General features: G+C 68.1%; 14 protein-coding genes and 1 pseudogene. 6 read left to right on the top strand and 9 right to left on the bottom strand.

All coding sequences use genetic code 11. The annotated features are described in order from the left end of the window. Window positions 1-11 precede the first annotated feature (11 nt). The 5 genes and pseudogenes from ACSMFO_RS39130 to ACSMFO_RS39110 all read left to right on the top strand — a co-directional run bounded on the left by ACSMFO_RS39130 (window position 12) and on the right by ACSMFO_RS39110 (window position 2903). The gene (locus ACSMFO_RS39130) at window positions 12-941 is read left to right on the top strand and encodes a ParA family protein (protein WP_126734755.1); all 930 of its coding nucleotides are present in this window, start codon (window positions 12-14) and stop codon (window positions 939-941) included. Beyond that, entirely contained in the window at window positions 938-1954 is a 1017-nt protein-coding gene (locus ACSMFO_RS39125; protein WP_436462414.1) for a ParB/RepB/Spo0J family partition protein, read from the top strand. Before ACSMFO_RS39130 ends, ACSMFO_RS39125 begins: the two co-directional genes overlap by 4 nt. Window positions 1955-2102: 148 nt before the next feature. Beyond that, window positions 2103-2225 carry a hypothetical protein gene (locus tag ACSMFO_RS39120; protein ID WP_436462413.1) on the top strand — a complete coding sequence of 41 codons (123 nt, stop codon included), beginning with the start codon at window positions 2103-2105 and terminating at the stop codon, window positions 2223-2225. After that, window positions 2213-2425, top strand: a pseudogene (locus ACSMFO_RS39115) (HAD family hydrolase); the annotation flags it as partial. The gene ACSMFO_RS39120 and the pseudogene ACSMFO_RS39115, both read left to right, overlap by 13 nt. Before the next feature lie 91 nt (window positions 2426-2516). Then, a complete protein-coding gene (locus ACSMFO_RS39110; protein ID WP_436462412.1) occupies window positions 2517-2903 on the top strand; it encodes a hypothetical protein in 387 nt (128 codons plus the stop codon). A 49-nt stretch (window positions 2904-2952) separates the two neighbouring features. On the opposite strand, the gene ACSMFO_RS39105 is transcribed toward ACSMFO_RS39110, so the two are convergent. Beyond that, window positions 2953-3903 (bottom strand): D-alanine--D-alanine ligase family protein, encoded by a 951-nt coding sequence (locus ACSMFO_RS39105; RefSeq protein WP_038522056.1) that lies wholly within the window; start codon window positions 3901-3903, stop codon window positions 2953-2955. Between the two features lie 35 nt (window positions 3904-3938). Further along, window positions 3939-5258 (bottom strand): PLP-dependent aminotransferase family protein, encoded by a 1320-nt coding sequence (locus ACSMFO_RS39100; protein WP_436462411.1) that lies wholly within the window; start codon window positions 5256-5258, stop codon window positions 3939-3941. 195 nt (window positions 5259-5453) lie between these two features. On the opposite strand from ACSMFO_RS39100, the gene ACSMFO_RS39095 reads away from it, so the two are divergent. Beyond that, complete coding sequence (locus tag ACSMFO_RS39095) at window positions 5454-6098, top strand: GNAT family N-acetyltransferase (protein WP_007032251.1); 645 nt, start codon at window positions 5454-5456, stop codon at window positions 6096-6098. 287 nt (window positions 6099-6385) lie between these two features. Here ACSMFO_RS39095 and ACSMFO_RS39090 read toward each other — a convergent pair whose 3' ends face one another. The 7 genes from ACSMFO_RS39090 to murJ form a co-directional block, all read right to left on the bottom strand. Beyond that, on the bottom strand, window positions 6386-7534 hold the full coding sequence (locus ACSMFO_RS39090) for an N-acetylmuramoyl-L-alanine amidase (RefSeq protein ID WP_007032252.1): 1149 nt from the start codon (window positions 7532-7534) through the stop codon (window positions 6386-6388). A 251-nt stretch (window positions 7535-7785) separates the two neighbouring features. Further along, complete coding sequence (gene trxA, locus ACSMFO_RS39085) at window positions 7786-8109, bottom strand: thioredoxin (RefSeq protein ID WP_007032253.1); 324 nt, start codon at window positions 8107-8109, stop codon at window positions 7786-7788. Window positions 8110-8147: 38 nt separating this feature from the next. After that, the gene (gene trxB / locus ACSMFO_RS39080) at window positions 8148-9143 is read right to left on the bottom strand and encodes a thioredoxin-disulfide reductase (protein ID WP_436462410.1); all 996 of its coding nucleotides are present in this window, start codon (window positions 9141-9143) and stop codon (window positions 8148-8150) included. 215 nt (window positions 9144-9358) lie between these two features. After that, window positions 9359-10147, bottom strand: coding sequence for a hypothetical protein (locus tag ACSMFO_RS39075; RefSeq protein ID WP_038522048.1), 789 nt, complete (start codon window positions 10145-10147; stop codon window positions 9359-9361). After that, window positions 10144-10803: an RNA polymerase sigma factor SigM gene (sigM, locus tag ACSMFO_RS39070; RefSeq protein WP_037333997.1), complete on the bottom strand. Its 660-nt coding sequence runs from the start codon at window positions 10801-10803 to the stop codon at window positions 10144-10146. Before sigM ends, ACSMFO_RS39075 begins: the two co-directional genes overlap by 4 nt. A gap of 31 nt (window positions 10804-10834) precedes the next feature. Next, the gene (locus tag ACSMFO_RS39065; RefSeq protein ID WP_378411027.1) at window positions 10835-12394 is read right to left on the bottom strand and encodes a protein kinase family protein; all 1560 of its coding nucleotides are present in this window, start codon (window positions 12392-12394) and stop codon (window positions 10835-10837) included. A 120-nt stretch (window positions 12395-12514) separates the two neighbouring features. Further along, window positions 12515-14440 (bottom strand): murein biosynthesis integral membrane protein MurJ, encoded by a 1926-nt coding sequence (gene murJ / locus ACSMFO_RS39060; RefSeq protein WP_436462419.1) that lies wholly within the window; start codon window positions 14438-14440, stop codon window positions 12515-12517. Window positions 14441-14448 lie beyond the last annotated feature (8 nt).

Genomic DNA, 14448 nt, shown 5'->3' with positions numbered 1-14448 from the left:
GCTCGAGACCGGTGACTCCCCCGCCGTCCGACCCTGCGAGCGCCGGCCAGGAACTCGGCTGGACGCCCATCGCCGAAGAAGCCGTCCGCGCCGCCAGTGTGCTGCACCCCAAGGAGGGTGCGCTCCCCCGGCCGAACCGTCGGCGAGTGCTGACTGTCGCCAACCAGAAGGGCGGCGTCGGCAAGACGACGAGCACGGTGAACCTCGCCGCCGCCCTCGCCGTCCACGGGCTCAAAACGCTCGTGATCGACCTGGACCCTCAGGGCAACGCGAGTACCGCGCTCGACATCGACCACCGCTCCGGCACGCCGTCGATCTACGAGGTGCTGATCGGTGAGGTGTCGCTGGCCGAAGCTGCGGCGCAGAGCGAGCAGTCGTCCAATCTCTACTGCGTGCCCGCGACCATCGACCTCGCCGGTGCCGAGATCGAACTCGTCTCCATGGCGTCCCGCGAGATGCGGCTCAAGGAGGCGCTCTCATCCGAGATCCTCGACGAGATCGGCGTCGACTACGTCTTCATCGACTGCCCGCCGTCTCTCGGTCTGCTGACCGTCAACGCGATGGTCGCCGCGCAGGAGGTGCTGATCCCGATCCAGTGCGAGTACTACGCGCTCGAAGGTCTGGGGCAGCTGCTGAGCAACATCGAGCTCGTTCAGGCGCACCTGAACCGCGAACTCAGCGTCTCCACGATCCTGCTCACCATGTATGACGGCCGGACGAAGCTGGCCGATCAGGTGACGAACGAGGTCCGGAACCACTTCGGGGACACTGTTCTCAAGACGGTGATCCCGCGCAGTGTGAAGGTCTCCGAGGCGCCCGGATACGGGCAGACCGTCCTCGCGTACGACCCGGGTTCGCGGGGCGCGATGAGCTACGTCGACGCGGCGAAGGAGATCGCCCAGCGCGGTGTGGAGATGAAGGAAAGGAGCGGTACGGCATGAGCGAGCGCAGAGGAGGGCTCGGTCGCGGGCTCGCCGCCCTGATCCCCACCGGCCCTCCGCCGGGTTCGGCGGCTCCCGCCGAGAACGGCTCCCCTGTCCCCTCCGCTCCCGCGAGCAAGCCCGCGGGGCCGGACGACAAGGGCTGGTTCGCGGCCAACGGCGCGGCCGGTTCGCACGGCGGAACGGTCGCCGGCGCGGTCTACCGCGAGGTGCCGGTCAGCCAGATCAAGCCGAACCCGAAGCAGCCGCGGCAGGTCTTCGACGAGGACGCGCTCAACGAGCTGGAGCACTCGATCCGCGAGTTCGGGCTCATGCAGCCCATCGTGGTCCGGGAGCTCGGCAACGACGAGTACGAACTCGTCATGGGCGAGCGGCGGCTGCGTGCCTCCCAGCTGGCGGAGCTGGAGGCGATCCCGGCGATCGTCCGGCAGACCGCCGACGAGGCGATGCTGCGCGACGCGTTGCTGGAGAACATCCACCGCGTTCAGCTCAACCCGCTCGAAGAGGCGGCCGCGTATCAGCAGCTGCTCGACGAATTCGCGGTCACGCACGAGGAGCTGGCGAGCCGGATCGGGCGCAGCCGCCCGGTCATCACGAACACGATCCGCTTGCTCAAACTCCCCCTCGCGGTCCAGCGGCGGGTCGCGGCCGGGGTGCTTTCGGCGGGCCACGCGCGGGCGCTGCTCTCTCTCGAGGACGCCGACAGTCAGGAAGAGCTGGCCGCGCGGATCGTCGCGGAGGGCATGTCGGTCCGCGCGACCGAGGAAGCCGTCACGCTCAAGAAGAGCGAAAAGCCGGCCAAGCCGAAGCCCGCTCCCCGCAAGCCGATCCAGGCGCCCGGTCTCCAGGAACTGGCGAACCGGCTTTCGGACCGGTTCGACACCCGCGTGAAGGTCGACTTGGGTCGCCGCAAGGGGCGGATCACCCTCGAATTCGGCTCGGTTGACGATCTTGAACGCATTGTCGCGCTCATGGATCAGAATCAGGCAAATCAGACACCGAAAACCGATTAGGGATCACCCCGGGTCGTTTTGTCACGGTGACGATAGCTGAGCGCTGATGACTCGGCGACGCTGAGTGCTTGAACTGGGGGCAAGTGTGAAGGGGCTCTTCGGCGGCCGAAATCCTCGCGCGGCCGTCTTCGACTGCGACGGATTGCTCATGGACACCGAGCCGTGTTGGTCCGTCGCCGAGACCGAACTGTTCGCGCGGCACGGGCTCCCCTTCGGCGCGGACGAGAAGGCGTTGGTGATCGGCCCGGCGCGCGCGAGTTGGTCGAACTGACCGCCGCCGCCGTACCGGTCGCCGTCGCGAGCAACTCGCCCCGAGCCCTGTTGGACGCCGCACTCGTTCGCGGCGGCCTGGCGGCAATGTTTCCCGTGAAACTGGCGGCCGACGAGGTGACCGCGCCGAAGCCGGATCCCGAGATGTACTTGACCGCTTGCGCCCGCTTGAACGTCGCGCCAGCCGACGCGCTGGCGTTCGAGGACTCCATGACCGGCCTTCGATCGGCGCGAGCGGCCGGAGTGCCCGTCATCGGGGTGCCGACGTTGAAGCACCAGGATTTCCCCGCCGATGACGGAGCTCCGCTTCGTTCGCTTCCAGAGCCCGACCCGCGATGCACGAGGAAACTTCACCGGGGTCTTCGGTCTCGTCAACGGGCTCGCCCGGGCCGGACGCCTCACCGTCGAGCAGGAAGCGTTCCGCCGGACGAACAACGACTGGTACGACGCGAACTTCACCAACCCCGCGCACGCCGACCCGAGCGTCTACGACGCGGAAGTCAATCCCGGGGCCGCGGCGTGGTTCAAAGCGACCGCTCGTATCTTCATCGACCGAGTCGATGGCTACCTGTCGATCCTGGAAACACACGACGTTCCCTGTGAAACCGTCTGGTCGGCGAACCCGGGACAGGTCATCTACGAGGACGAGCACCAGATCGTCGTCGTGGCCCGGACATAGAAAAAGGGGACTCGCCCGCGGTGGGCAAGTCCCCTTCGTCGAATCCGATTCAGCTCTTGCGGGAAATCGCCCGTCCAACGAGACCGGCGAAGACCGAGCCGAGGGTGGAACCGGCCGCTTCGATCGCCACCGGCACGATCGACGTCTCGGTGAGGCCCGGCGAGGGATTCACCGCGAGGAAGTGGACCGTGCCGTCTTCGGTGATCACCGCGTCGGTGCGGGAGATGTCACGAAGGCCGAGTTGCCGGTGCACGGCGACGGCCAGTTCACCGACCGCCTTGGCGGCGTCATCAGGAATCCGGGCCGGGGTGAAGAAATCGGTCAGCCCGGCGGTGTAGCGGGCGGTGTAGTCGTACACGCCGCTCTCAGGCACGATCTCGACCGCGGGCAGGGCTTCGGGTCCCTCTTCGCCTTCGATGACCGTGACGGCCACCTCGACGCCCGAAACGAACTTCTCGGCGAGGACGGTGTCGCCGTAAGCGAAGCAGCCGACCATCGCACCGGGCATTTCCGCGGCGTCCTTGACGACCTGGGCGCCCAGCGCCGATCCGCCCTGGTCGGGCTTCAGGATCATGGGCAGCCCCAGCGTGTCGACCATCGAGTCCAGAACGGCTTGCGCGCCGAGCTCGCGGAAGGTGCTGTGCGGCAGCACCACCCAGTCCGGCGTGGTGAAGCCCGCGTCGGCGACGAGCGCCTTGGCCGTCGGCTTGTCCCACGCGCGGCGGCAGCCCTGCGAACTGGTGCCGACGTAAGGCACGTCGAGCATCTCCAGGATCGTCTGCACCGCGCCGTTCTCCCCTTCACCACCGTGAAGGGCGACGATGGCCGCGTCGGGCCGCTGGGTGCGAAGACGTTCGAGCAGACCCGCGTCGGTGTCCCACTCTTCGACGACGAGGCCCTCCGCCCGCAACGCGACCGAGAGCCGGCGCCCGGAGCGGAGAGAGACGTCGCGTTCGTGGGAAAGGCCGCCTGCGAGTACGGCAACGGTGCGGTCGACCACCGGGACTCCTTTTGTGCTTGGGGACGTCCGGTCGATCAGACCGTGTCCGGAGAGGGGTTCTGCGGCCCCGAGATCGAGCGTGGGCTCGCGTTACCGAAGGTACGCGCCAGGTCCATTTCGGACTCGAGCACCGCGGCAAGCCGCCGGACGCCTTCGCGGATCCGTTCGGGCGTCGGGTAGCAGTAGGAAAGACGAAGTTGTCTGCTGCCGAAACCGTCGGCGTAGAAACCGGTTCCGGAGGCGTATGCGACCCGTGCCGTGACGGCTCTCGGCAGCATCGCCTTCGTGTCCACGCCTTCGGGGACGGTCATCCAGACGTAGAAACCGCCGTCGGGTTTGGTCCAGCTGCAGCCGGCGGGCATGTGCTGTTCGAGCGCGGACAGGATCGCGTCCCGGCGCTCCCGGTAGTTTTCGCGGAAGGTCTTGATTTGACCCATCCAGTCGTGAGTCGAGAGGTATCGCGACACGATCAACTGGTTAAGCGTAGGCGGACAAAGCGTCGCGGACTCGGCCGCGAGCACGAGCTTCTCCCGGACGGCGTGCGGTGCGAGCACCCAGCCGACCCGCAGGCCCGAGGCGAAGGTCTTCGAGAACGAGCCCAGGTACACGACGTTGTCGGGGTCGATCGAGCGGAGCGCCGGGTACGTCTGACCGCTGAAGCCGAGCAGACCGTACGGGTTGTCCTCGACGATGAGGATGTCGTTCTCGCGGCAGATATCCACGATCTCCGCGCGCCGCTCGACGGCCAGCGTGACGCCGCCGGGGTTGTGGAAGTTCGGGATCGTGTAGAGGAACTTGACCCGGCGGCCGGCCTTCCGCGTTTCCGCGAGCGCGGCGCGCAGCCCCTCGGGGACGAGGCCGTGGTCGTCCATCGCGACGTGGACGACGTCCGCCTGGTACGCGGCGAACGAGCCGAGCGCGCCGACGTACGACGGGCCCTCGGCGATGATGACGTCGCCCGGATCGCAGAACAGCCGGGTGACCATGTCGAGCCCCATCTGGGAGCCGACCGTCACGACGACGTCGTCCGGGTGGGCCTTGATGCCTTCGAGGGCCATGATTTCGCAGATCTGCTCGCGCAGAGCGGGGACGCCGTGTGCGGAGCCGTACTGGAGCGCGACCAGGCCGTCTTCGGCGATGAGTTCGCCGACCTGCGCGGACAGCGTGTCCAACGGGAGCGCGGCGAGGTTCGGCATCCCGCCGGCGAGCGATACCACTTCGGGGCGACTGGCCACCGCGAACAAGGCCCTGATCTCGGAAGCAGTCATTCCGGCCGTACGCGCGGCGTAGCGGTCGAGATGAGGGTCGAGGTTGTGGCGGCCGGGCTCCGGCCGGACAGGGCGATTCTCGGTCATCAGGCGCTTCACCCGTGCTTCGAAGTGGACATAGTCGCTACCGACTGGTAGTTCCATCGAGTGTAACCACCCTCCCTCTAGGGGCCCTGGCCTTCCGGTGTTCATCACATCGGCCTATCCTCGGTCTGGACCCCTTCGGTGAGCCCTGCTCGGGACAAGGCTGCGTCGGGTGTCGTCATTCAGGGAGGTTTGTCTGTGTCGCGTCGCGTCGTGGGCGTAACCCTGGACAACCTCGAGCACCTGCCCAAGAGCTGCCGCCGCTGCGTGTACTGGGAGCTGGCGCCGCATATGAAGGCGCAGGCCGAGGAATACGGCGCGACCGAGGTCGAAAAGGAAGCTTGGGTCTCCAGCGTGCTGCTGGAGTGGGGTTCCTGCGGCCGGATCGTCTACAGCGACACCCTGCCCGTCGGTTTCGTGCTTTACGCGCCGCCGAACGCCGTGCCGCGCTCGCTGGCCTTCCCGACTTCGCCTCCCGGCCCGGACGCGGTCCTGCTGACCGCCTTCCAGGTGCTTCCCGAATTCCAAGGTGGCGGACTCGGCCGGATGCTGGTGCAGGCCGTCGCGAAGGATCTGACCAAACGCGGTGTCCGCGCGATCGAAGCGTTCGGTGACGCCAAGCCCGACGAGACCGATCCGGACGGCGGGCACAGCTGTGTGCTGCCCGCGGCGTTCCTGCAGAGCGTCGGGTTCAAGACCGTGCGGCCGCATCCGCGGTGGCCGCGGCTGCGACTGGAACTGCGGTCGGCGATTTCGTGGAAGGAAGACGTGGAGGCGGCCCTCGAACGGCTGCTGGGCCAGGTCTCCATCACGACGGCCGAGCCGAGCCTGGGCCGCGCCTGATCTTCTCCGCCGGCGTCGTTTAGCAGAGTTTTCGAGCGCGCGCAGCAGCCATCCCCCGGCCTGGGGACAGCTGTGGGTAACCCGCCGAGTTATCCACAGATCGCTGCTAGGAGCGGTGGAAAATCTGTGGATGGGTAGGCTGGACCTGGGGACGCCCCCCGGGAAGGGCGGGGGCTGCGCGCCGGGTGGATCTAGGGGTGGCGTGGTCGGCCCAGGGGGCACACAACCGGTTGTGCCGAGGCCGTCGGCAGAGGGATGTGCGCCCGCGTGCGGGTGTGGAGGACTGGCTACTCCGCTTTGGCGAGTTCGTGGGCCAGGACGTCCGCGAAGGTGAACGTGCCGGTCGGCTGGTCCCCTTCGCCGAGCAGATACAGGCGCTTCACGGCGACCAGGATGCCTTCGGCGACGACGTCGCGGAAAGCCGGGTCCGCCAGTTTGCGGCTGTCTTCCGGGTTGGTCAGGTAGCCGATCTCGATCCGCACCGCCGGGCAGCGGGTACGGGTGAAGATCTCCCAGGTCTTGTAGTGCGTGCGGCAGTCGAGCATGCCGGTGCGGGCGGCCAGCTCACGCTGGATGAAACCCGCCAGCAGCTCGCCGACGGTCGACGTGGTGCCGTTGCCGGTGCCGAAGTGGAAGCTCGCGACACCCTGCGCCTTGGGCGAGGGGTTCTTGTCGTTGTGCAGCGAAAGGAACAGGTCCGCGCCCGCCTCGTTCGCGAACTTCGCCCGGTCGCCCTCGCTCGGGCTCTGGTTCGGGCCGCGCGAGATCAGCGCCTCCATACCGGTGGCCTGCATCCGGCCTTCGAGCCGCCGCGCCAGGTCCCAGGCGATGTCCGCCTCACGCAGGCCGCCGGCGACGACACCGAGGTCCTCGCCGCCGTGGCCCGGGTCGATCACGATGCGCTTGCCGCGTAGCCGGGGGCCCGCCTGCCGCACCTGCTCCTGCTCACGCAGGAAAACGGGGCGGCCGCCGCGGGCACGCGGCGACGAGAGCCGGTGCAGCTCACGGATGGTGGCCGGGCCGCACATACCGTCGGCGACCAGGCGCATGTCGCGCTGGAAGGTCTTGAGCGCGCGTTCGGTCTGCGGGCCGAAATGCCCGTCCGGGCGGCCGGCGTCGAAACCGAGCTCGGTCAGCCGCTCCTGGAGCGCGAAGACGTCGTCACCCTGCATGGGGGCGGAGAACATGTAGGTCAGCGGGCGGCTGCCCAGATGGAAGCCCGCGCCGCGAAGCGCCTGGTAGGTCGCCGGACCCACCAGACCGTCGGTGATGAGCCCACGGCGCTGCTGGAACGCTCGAACGGCGTGTTCCATCGCCGTGTCGAAGACCTCGTACTCCCCGGATTCGGTCACCGGCGGGAGCAGCTCCATCGCCGCCAGCGTGGACCTGATCTCGGCGACGTCCGGTCCGGCGTCACCGCGGCGGAGTACCCGCATGCACTCCTCGCTCTTCCCTTTGGGGCACCGATCGAGCTCGATGCACGACTATGAAAATCCTGCGGGGCGAACCCCGGTGCTCTATTGTGCCCTGTGAACTCTCGGTGAGCGCGGAGGCCCGGCCGGTGCGTCAAGTCGCCGTTCGTGGAACTCGTCCAGGCGTTCCCGTAACAGGGAGTTTTACCCATTCCGGAGAACGACGAAACCCGGAGCCTGGGCGGGCTCCGGGTTTCGGCAGGTGAAACGCGAGATCAGAGGACGTCGGCGAGGTCCGAGAGCAGCGCGGCCTTCGGCTTGGCGCCGACGATCTGCTTCACCGGCTTGCCGCCCTGGAACAGGATCAGCGTCGGGATCGACATCACCTGGTAGTCACGCGCAGTGTTCGGGTTGGCATCGATGTCGAGCTTCGCGATGGTCAGCTTCTCACCGTTCTCCGCCGCGATCTCCTCGAGCACCGGGGCGACCATCTTGCACGGGCCGCACCAGGTCGCCCAGAAGTCGACCAGGACGGGCTTCTCGCTCGTCAGCACGTCGTCGACGAACGTCTTGTCGGTCACCGTCACGGTGTTGGCCATGGTGTCTCCTTCTGGGTGGTGAACGGGCTGGGGGAAAGTCAGTTGGTGGAGGCGCCGTAGCCGCCGCCGACCAGCTCAGGCGTCTCCTGGGCGGTCTGGACACCGGCGTGCTCCGCCAGCCATCGTTCTGCATCGATGGCGGCCGCGCAGCCCGAGCCGGCGGCGGTGATCGCCTGCCGGTACGTGCGGTCGACCAGGTCGCCCGCCGCGAAGACACCGGGGATGTTCGTGTACGAGGTCCGGCCCTGGGTGAGCACGTAGCCGTCCTCGTCGAGGTCCACCTGACCGCGCACCAGTTCGCTGCGCGGGTCGTGCCCGATCGCCACGAAGAACCCGGTCACCTCGAGCTTGGACTCCTCGCCGGTCACCGTGTCCTTGAGCTTCAGGCCCTCGACCTTGCCCTCACCCTCGACTCCGGTGATCTGCTTGTTGAGCGCCCACTTGATCTTCTCGTTCTCGCGGGCACGCTCCAGCATGATCTTGGAGGCGCGGAACTCCTCGCGGCGGTGGACGATCGTGACGGACTTGGCGAACTTCGTCAGGAAGGTCGCCTCCTCCATCGCGGAGTCGCCGCCGCCCGCGACCACGATATCGTGGTCGCGGAAGAAGAAGCCGTCGCAAGTGGCGCAGGCCGAAACACCGCGGCCGAGCAGCTCCTGCTCGCCGGGCACGTTCAGATAGCGGGCGGCGGCGCCCATCGACAGCACGACCGCGCGGGCCGCGTAACGCTTGCCGTTCGCGACGACGTACTTGACGTCACCGGTCAGCTCGACGGACTCGACGTCCTCCTGGCGCAGGTCGGCGCCGAAACGCTTCGCCTGCTCGCGCATCTCTTCCATGAGGTCGGGACCCTGGATGCCTTCGCGGAAGCCGGGGAAGTTCTCGACCTCGGTCGTCGTCATCAGCGCACCGCCGAACTGAGTGCCCTCGAACACCAGCGGTTCGAGCTGCGCTCGTGCCGCGTAGACAGCGGCGGTGTATCCCGCAGGACCCGATCCCACAATGATCAGGTTCCTGATCTCCTCGGCAGCCACCCGTGACCTCCGCTCGTAGTGACCTGTTCACCAGGCTCAACACGATCGTAAGGGCCAGTGTTCCCGGGGTGACCGGCGCTACTTTCTCCTGCCTTGCGCCGCGACGGAGATCCGACCTCTAGCGCCGCTAGAAAACCTAGCGTGGTAGCAAAGGTCCCCCGCTCCCCCCGGATTGGGGCTGGTGGGGAGCGAGGGACCAGTGAGGTTTCGGTCGGTTACTTCGGTCCGATGATTTTGTCGAACAGGACCGAAGGGTTGCCCGGGCCGCAGTCGGCACCGAAGGCGACGATGCGGAACTGGGCGAGTTTGCCTGTGGTGTAAATCACCATCACGCCGTCCTTGCCCGCGACGTTCACCGGCCGGATGCCTTCCGGGCGCACGTCGGCGTCCATTCCGGCCGCGGCGATACAGGCGTCGAGACGCTCTTCGGTCTTCAGTGAGCCGAAGTCGCGGACGCCGATCGCCTTGCCGACGAGGGCTTCGGCTCCGCCGCCGTCTCCGCCGAGCGAAGGTCCGGAAGGAGCCGAAGGCGCGGGCTGGGCGATACCGCCCGAATCCGGCTCACGGGTGGTCGGGACGACGATCGCCACGGCCGCGATGGCCGCCGCGGCCACGGTCGCTATCCCGGCGCCCCAGCCGATCCGCTTGTTCCGCCGCCGCCGTGCGGCCGCGAGGTCCACCACCGGGGCGACCTGTTCCTGCTGCCTTTCAGATGCGCCTTGAAACGCAGGCGTCGCCCGCATTTCGGCGGCCAGCGCGGCGTCGATCCGTGCCGCGTATTCCGCCGGCATCGGCGCGACCGGCTCGTTCGCGAGTTCCGCGAGGTCGGCCGTGGTCGCTTCCAGTGCTTCGATGATCGCCAGTGCTTCGGGGTCGGCGTTCACCAACGGCCACAGTTCGGCCGCCTCACGCTCGTCCAGCACACCTGCGTGCAGGTCGGCGAGCACATCGACAGACCACGGTGGACCGACGGTCCCACCGATCCCCCTGCTCTCGTCTGTCATCGTCCCTCCCCGTCACCCGGCGTGCCCTGAGGACGCCTGGCACCCCGTTGCGGGGTAGCGCGCTCTCGTTTGCTTTCGTGAGTTGGGACGTTCGCAATAGCATCGGGGTTCCGTAGATGTCCGAGAACCTTCGCGAGCTTTCCGCGACCTCGGGCACACCGGCTCTTGACCGTGCCTTCGGCGATGCCGAGCATCTTCGCCGTCTCGGCGACGGAGTATCCCTCGACGTCGACCAACACGATCGGGGCACGTTGCTCTTCGGGGAGCTGGTCGAGGGCTTCCTTCACGACCAGGCTCGTCTCGCGTTCGGACATCGAGTCGCGCGGCGAGGCGGGCTCGTTGAACTGCCCGGTCTCGGGCAGCGGAACGGTCGGTCTGGCCTTGCCCCGCCGGATGCGGTCGAGGCACGCGTTCACGACGATACGGTGCAACCACGTCGTGACCTGCGATTCCGCTCTGAAGTTGCCCGCTGCTCGGAACGCGGAGATGAAGGCGTCCTGCAGGGCGTCCGCGGCTTCTTCCGGATCCCGCAAGGTGCGCAGGGCTACCGCCCACATGCGGTCTCGATGTCGCTGGACCAGTTCACTGAACGCGTGCGGGTCCCCAGCGGCATGCGCCGCTATGAGATCCGCGTCCGTGGGAGCTGCAGCTGTCACCCGGGAGAGCCTACTGACCCGGTGTCTGACGTCACCCCGCAGGCAGGAAGGTCAGCTCTTTGAGTTCGGTGATGAACTTGCCCTTGTCATCTTCACCCAGCTGAGTGATCCAGATGATGAAGTACTGACCCTGCTGCGGCTGCTGCAAGGCGATGGTCGATTCACCCGCCGCGAGGTCTCCGCTCCCGACGACCTTCGTCTCGTCGAGTTTCGGGTTCTTCTTGTCGGCGGAGCGGATCTCGACCTTCGAACCGGCACTCGCCGCGTCGATCTTGACCTGGCTGAGGTTGATCGGGTCCTTGAAGGTCACGACCAGCCCGACGCCGTCCTTGAGCACCGGGAACTGCTCGTCGTACTGGTCGGTCTTCCACGAGGTGACCGCGTCGCCGTCGGTGGCGTTCCTGGCCTTGCCGGGGCTGTCGCCCTTGCTGCCCGGGTTGTAGACGGCCACCGCCGACGGCTTCACCGCCGCACCCACCGCGGGTGCCGGCGGCTTCTGCGCGGGCGGCGGTTGTTGCTCGCCCGAGGGCGGCACGACCTGGGAAGAGGACGCGGCGACGTTCATCTTCGGGCCGCTCGACTTCGACTCACCTTGGAACAGGTTGATCAGCATCATCCCGCCCCAGGCGAGGATGACCACGGTCGCGACGACCAGCACGGTCACGCCGAACGCCAGCTTCTTGCGCCGCGCGACGTCCTTGACCGGCTTCTTCGTCGTCCAGACGGTTCCGTCCGATTCGGCGACGGCCTCTTCCTCGCCGACCGCCTTGATCAGCTGGGTGCGCTCTTCGGCTTCGGCGACCTGGTCCAGCACGCGCAGGATGGCCGCGCTGGTGCGGATGCCGCCGTGGCCGCCGTCCTCGATGGTGCGGACGGCGAGCGAGGACAGCTCGACCGGCACGGTCGGGACCAGCGAACGCGGCGGGATGACGCGGCCGGTCGGCGCGTGCGGCGCCGCCGGGATCGCGGCCGGACCGCCGGGAAGGGCCCAACGACCGGTCAGCAGCAGGTACAGCACGGCGCCGAGCGCCTTGACGTCATCGCGAAGGGTCGCCTCGGGCAGCGGGCCCGGGAAGGCGAGCTTCAGCGCGCCGTCCGGGGTGAGCCGCAGACGCTGCGGGTGATCGAGGCCGAGGACGAGACCGTTCTGATGGGCGTGGTCGACGGCTTCCGCCAGCGCCTGCACCATCCGGGCCGCCGCGGCGGGTGCCACCGGACGCTGCGCCACGAGGTCGACCAGATCGCTGCCCTTGGTCCATTCCGCCACGACGACACCGAGCAGACCTTCGCTCGAAGTGACGCCGCTGCCGAGGCTGAGCACGTCGAGGACGCGCGCGACCCCGCCGTGGCCGAACTTCGAGGCGTGCGCGGCACGCTCCAGCGTCCGGCGCGCGAGCCGGGCGGCCTCCGCGTCCGCGGGGTCGCCGACCAGCAGCGTCAGCGCGACATCCCGCTTCAGCTGCCCGTCGCGGGCACGCCAAAGATGCGCCGCCGCCCGTTCGTCCACCCCGAACTGTGCGAGCAGGCGATACCGGCCGTCACCGACGACCCGGCCAGGGGCCAGCGACCCGCCTTGGGCCCGGATGCCCACCTGGCTCGCCTCCCCTGCCTGTTCGCTCCGTCTCGTATCCACCGCACTCTCCCGCGTAGCTCCCGCCCCGAGGGTACCCAGAATACGACCCGTGAACGCGCGCCATCCGTACGTGAATCGTTATCCGCGCTTGATCAACCGGGTGATCCTCGCCGTGGCGGGCTTCAATTCCTCCACCTTCAGGGCGATGAGCACGCCGAACGACACCGCGATCCCGACCACCGTCTGCAGGAGAAGTTTCACCCAGGCATGGAAAGTAGGCCCGAACGAGTCAGGCACGATCTGCCCGGCGAGCCAGGCCGCGCCGACCCCGAGCACACTCGCGACGACCGTGAAGAGGATCACCCCGAGCACTCGCTTGCTCCGGAGGTTTCCGAGGGTCACCCACAGCCAGACCTGACCGAGGATCGCGCCGACGACGAACGTGAGGCCGTTGACCATCATCACGCCGAGCACGATGTTGTCCGGCGACAGCAGCGCCGGGCACAGGTACAGCAGCGGCACCTTGACCACGGTCATCACGATCATGATCAGCACCGGCGTCCGCGCGTCCTTCATCGCGTAGAACACCCGCATCTGCAGCATGACCAGCGCGTACGGCAGCAGCGCGAACGCCGAGATGGCCAGCGCCTCACCCATCCGCGACGCGTCCTCGACCGTGCCCTTGCCCAGGGTGAACAGGGCGATACCGACCGAACCGCCCACCACGGTCATCACCGCGGAGATCGGCACGAGCATCACCGTCGAGATCCGCGACGCGTAGGAGAGGTCGCCGATCAGCTTCTTGTGGTCGCCGTCGGCGGCCGCGCGGCTCATCCGCGGCATGATCGCGGTCAGCAGCGAGACACCGATGACGCCGTACGGCAGCTGGAAGAGCAGCCACGCGTTGCTGTACGCGGTCACACCGCCCTGCGAACCGCTGGTCAGCACGCGGGTGGTGATCGTGTAGCCGACCTGGCTGACCGCGACGTAGCCGACGGTCCACAGCGCGAGCCCGCCGAACTCCTTCATGCGCTTGTCGATGCCCCAGCGCCATTTGAACTTGAACCCGGACCGCAGCAGCGGCGGGATCAGCAGCACCGACTGCGCCACGATGCCCGAGGTCACGCCGATGCCCAGGGTCAGCAGCTTCGGGTCGGTGATCGACACCGGATCGGTGGAGATGTTCCCGGGCATGATCCACACGACGAGGATCGTGAAGATGACGACGAGGTTGTTGATCACCGGCGCCCACGCCGTCGGGCCGAAGATGTTCTTCGCGTTCAGCACCGCCGAGAGCAGCGCGAACACGCCGTAGAAGAAGATCTGCGGCAGCAGCAGATACGCGAACGCGGTGACCAGCTCGGGATTCGCCTGGCCCTTGTCGTCGACGTAGAGCTTGGTGATCAGCGGCGCCGCGACCACGGCGATCGTCGTCCCGACGACGAGCAGCGTGCCCGCCACCGTGACCAGCCGCTGGGTGTAGGCCTCGCCGCCGTCCTTGTCGTCCTGCGACCGCACGAGCAGCGGGACCACGAGGCTCGACAGCACGCCGCCCATCAGCAGTTCGAAGATGATGTTCGGCATGGTGTTGGCGACGTTGAACGAGTCGTTCTCCACCTGGGCGCCGATGGCCGCGACCAGCAGCAGCTTCCACGCGAAGCCGGTGATGCGGCTGATGAGCGACGCGATCGCCATCCGGCCGCTGGACTTCGCGAGCGACGGCGCCTTCGCCGGAGCGGCGACATCCTGTTCGCCGGTGTCCCCCGGCCGCGGTTTGACCAGCGGCGCGTCCTTGATCGCCGGCATGACCTGCGTGGCGAGCTGGTCGTACGGGCGGAGGACGTCGGGGTCGGCGACCGGCCAGCGCGAACCCATCGGGACGCCGGGGGTGCGCGGGATGAACCGCGTCGCGTCGGCTTCGTCGCGGCGGTCGACCTGCCACGGGCGGACCGGCGGCGGCTGGCGGCGCCCGCGATGCGGCGGGGGCGGTGTCTGATTGAGGGCCTGCGGCGCTTGGGGTGCCGCCGGACGGCGCGGCGCCTGGTTCGGCGACGGCTGCGGCAGCGGCGGCC

The sequence above is a fragment of the Amycolatopsis sp. w19 genome (assembly GCF_051373225.1).
Taxonomy (GTDB): Bacteria; Actinomycetota; Actinomycetes; order Mycobacteriales; family Pseudonocardiaceae; genus Amycolatopsis; species Amycolatopsis japonica.
Note: the sequence above shows the minus strand (reverse complement) of the source record. Positions and strands in the feature narration are given on the sequence as shown.

Excerpts from the sequence above, each read along its gene's own strand:
- ACSMFO_RS39125 (WP_436462414.1), top strand. The coding sequence starts at position 938 with ATGAGCGAGCGCAGAGGAGGGCTCGGTCGCGGGCTCGCCGCCCTGATC.
- ACSMFO_RS39120 (WP_436462413.1), top strand. The coding sequence starts at position 2,103 with ATGGACACCGAGCCGTGTTGGTCCGTCGCCGAGACCGAACTGTTCGCG.
- ACSMFO_RS39110 (WP_436462412.1), top strand. The coding sequence starts at position 2,517 with ATGACGGAGCTCCGCTTCGTTCGCTTCCAGAGCCCGACCCGCGATGCA.
- ACSMFO_RS39100 (WP_436462411.1), bottom strand. The coding sequence starts at position 5,258 with ATGACCGAGAATCGCCCTGTCCGGCCGGAGCCCGGCCGCCACAACCTC.
- ACSMFO_RS39090 (WP_007032252.1), bottom strand. The coding sequence starts at position 7,534 with ATGCGGGTACTCCGCCGCGGTGACGCCGGACCGGACGTCGCCGAGATC.
- trxA (WP_007032253.1), bottom strand. The coding sequence starts at position 8,109 with ATGGCCAACACCGTGACGGTGACCGACAAGACGTTCGTCGACGACGTG.
- ACSMFO_RS39075 (WP_038522048.1), bottom strand. The coding sequence starts at position 10,147 with ATGACAGACGAGAGCAGGGGGATCGGTGGGACCGTCGGTCCACCGTGG.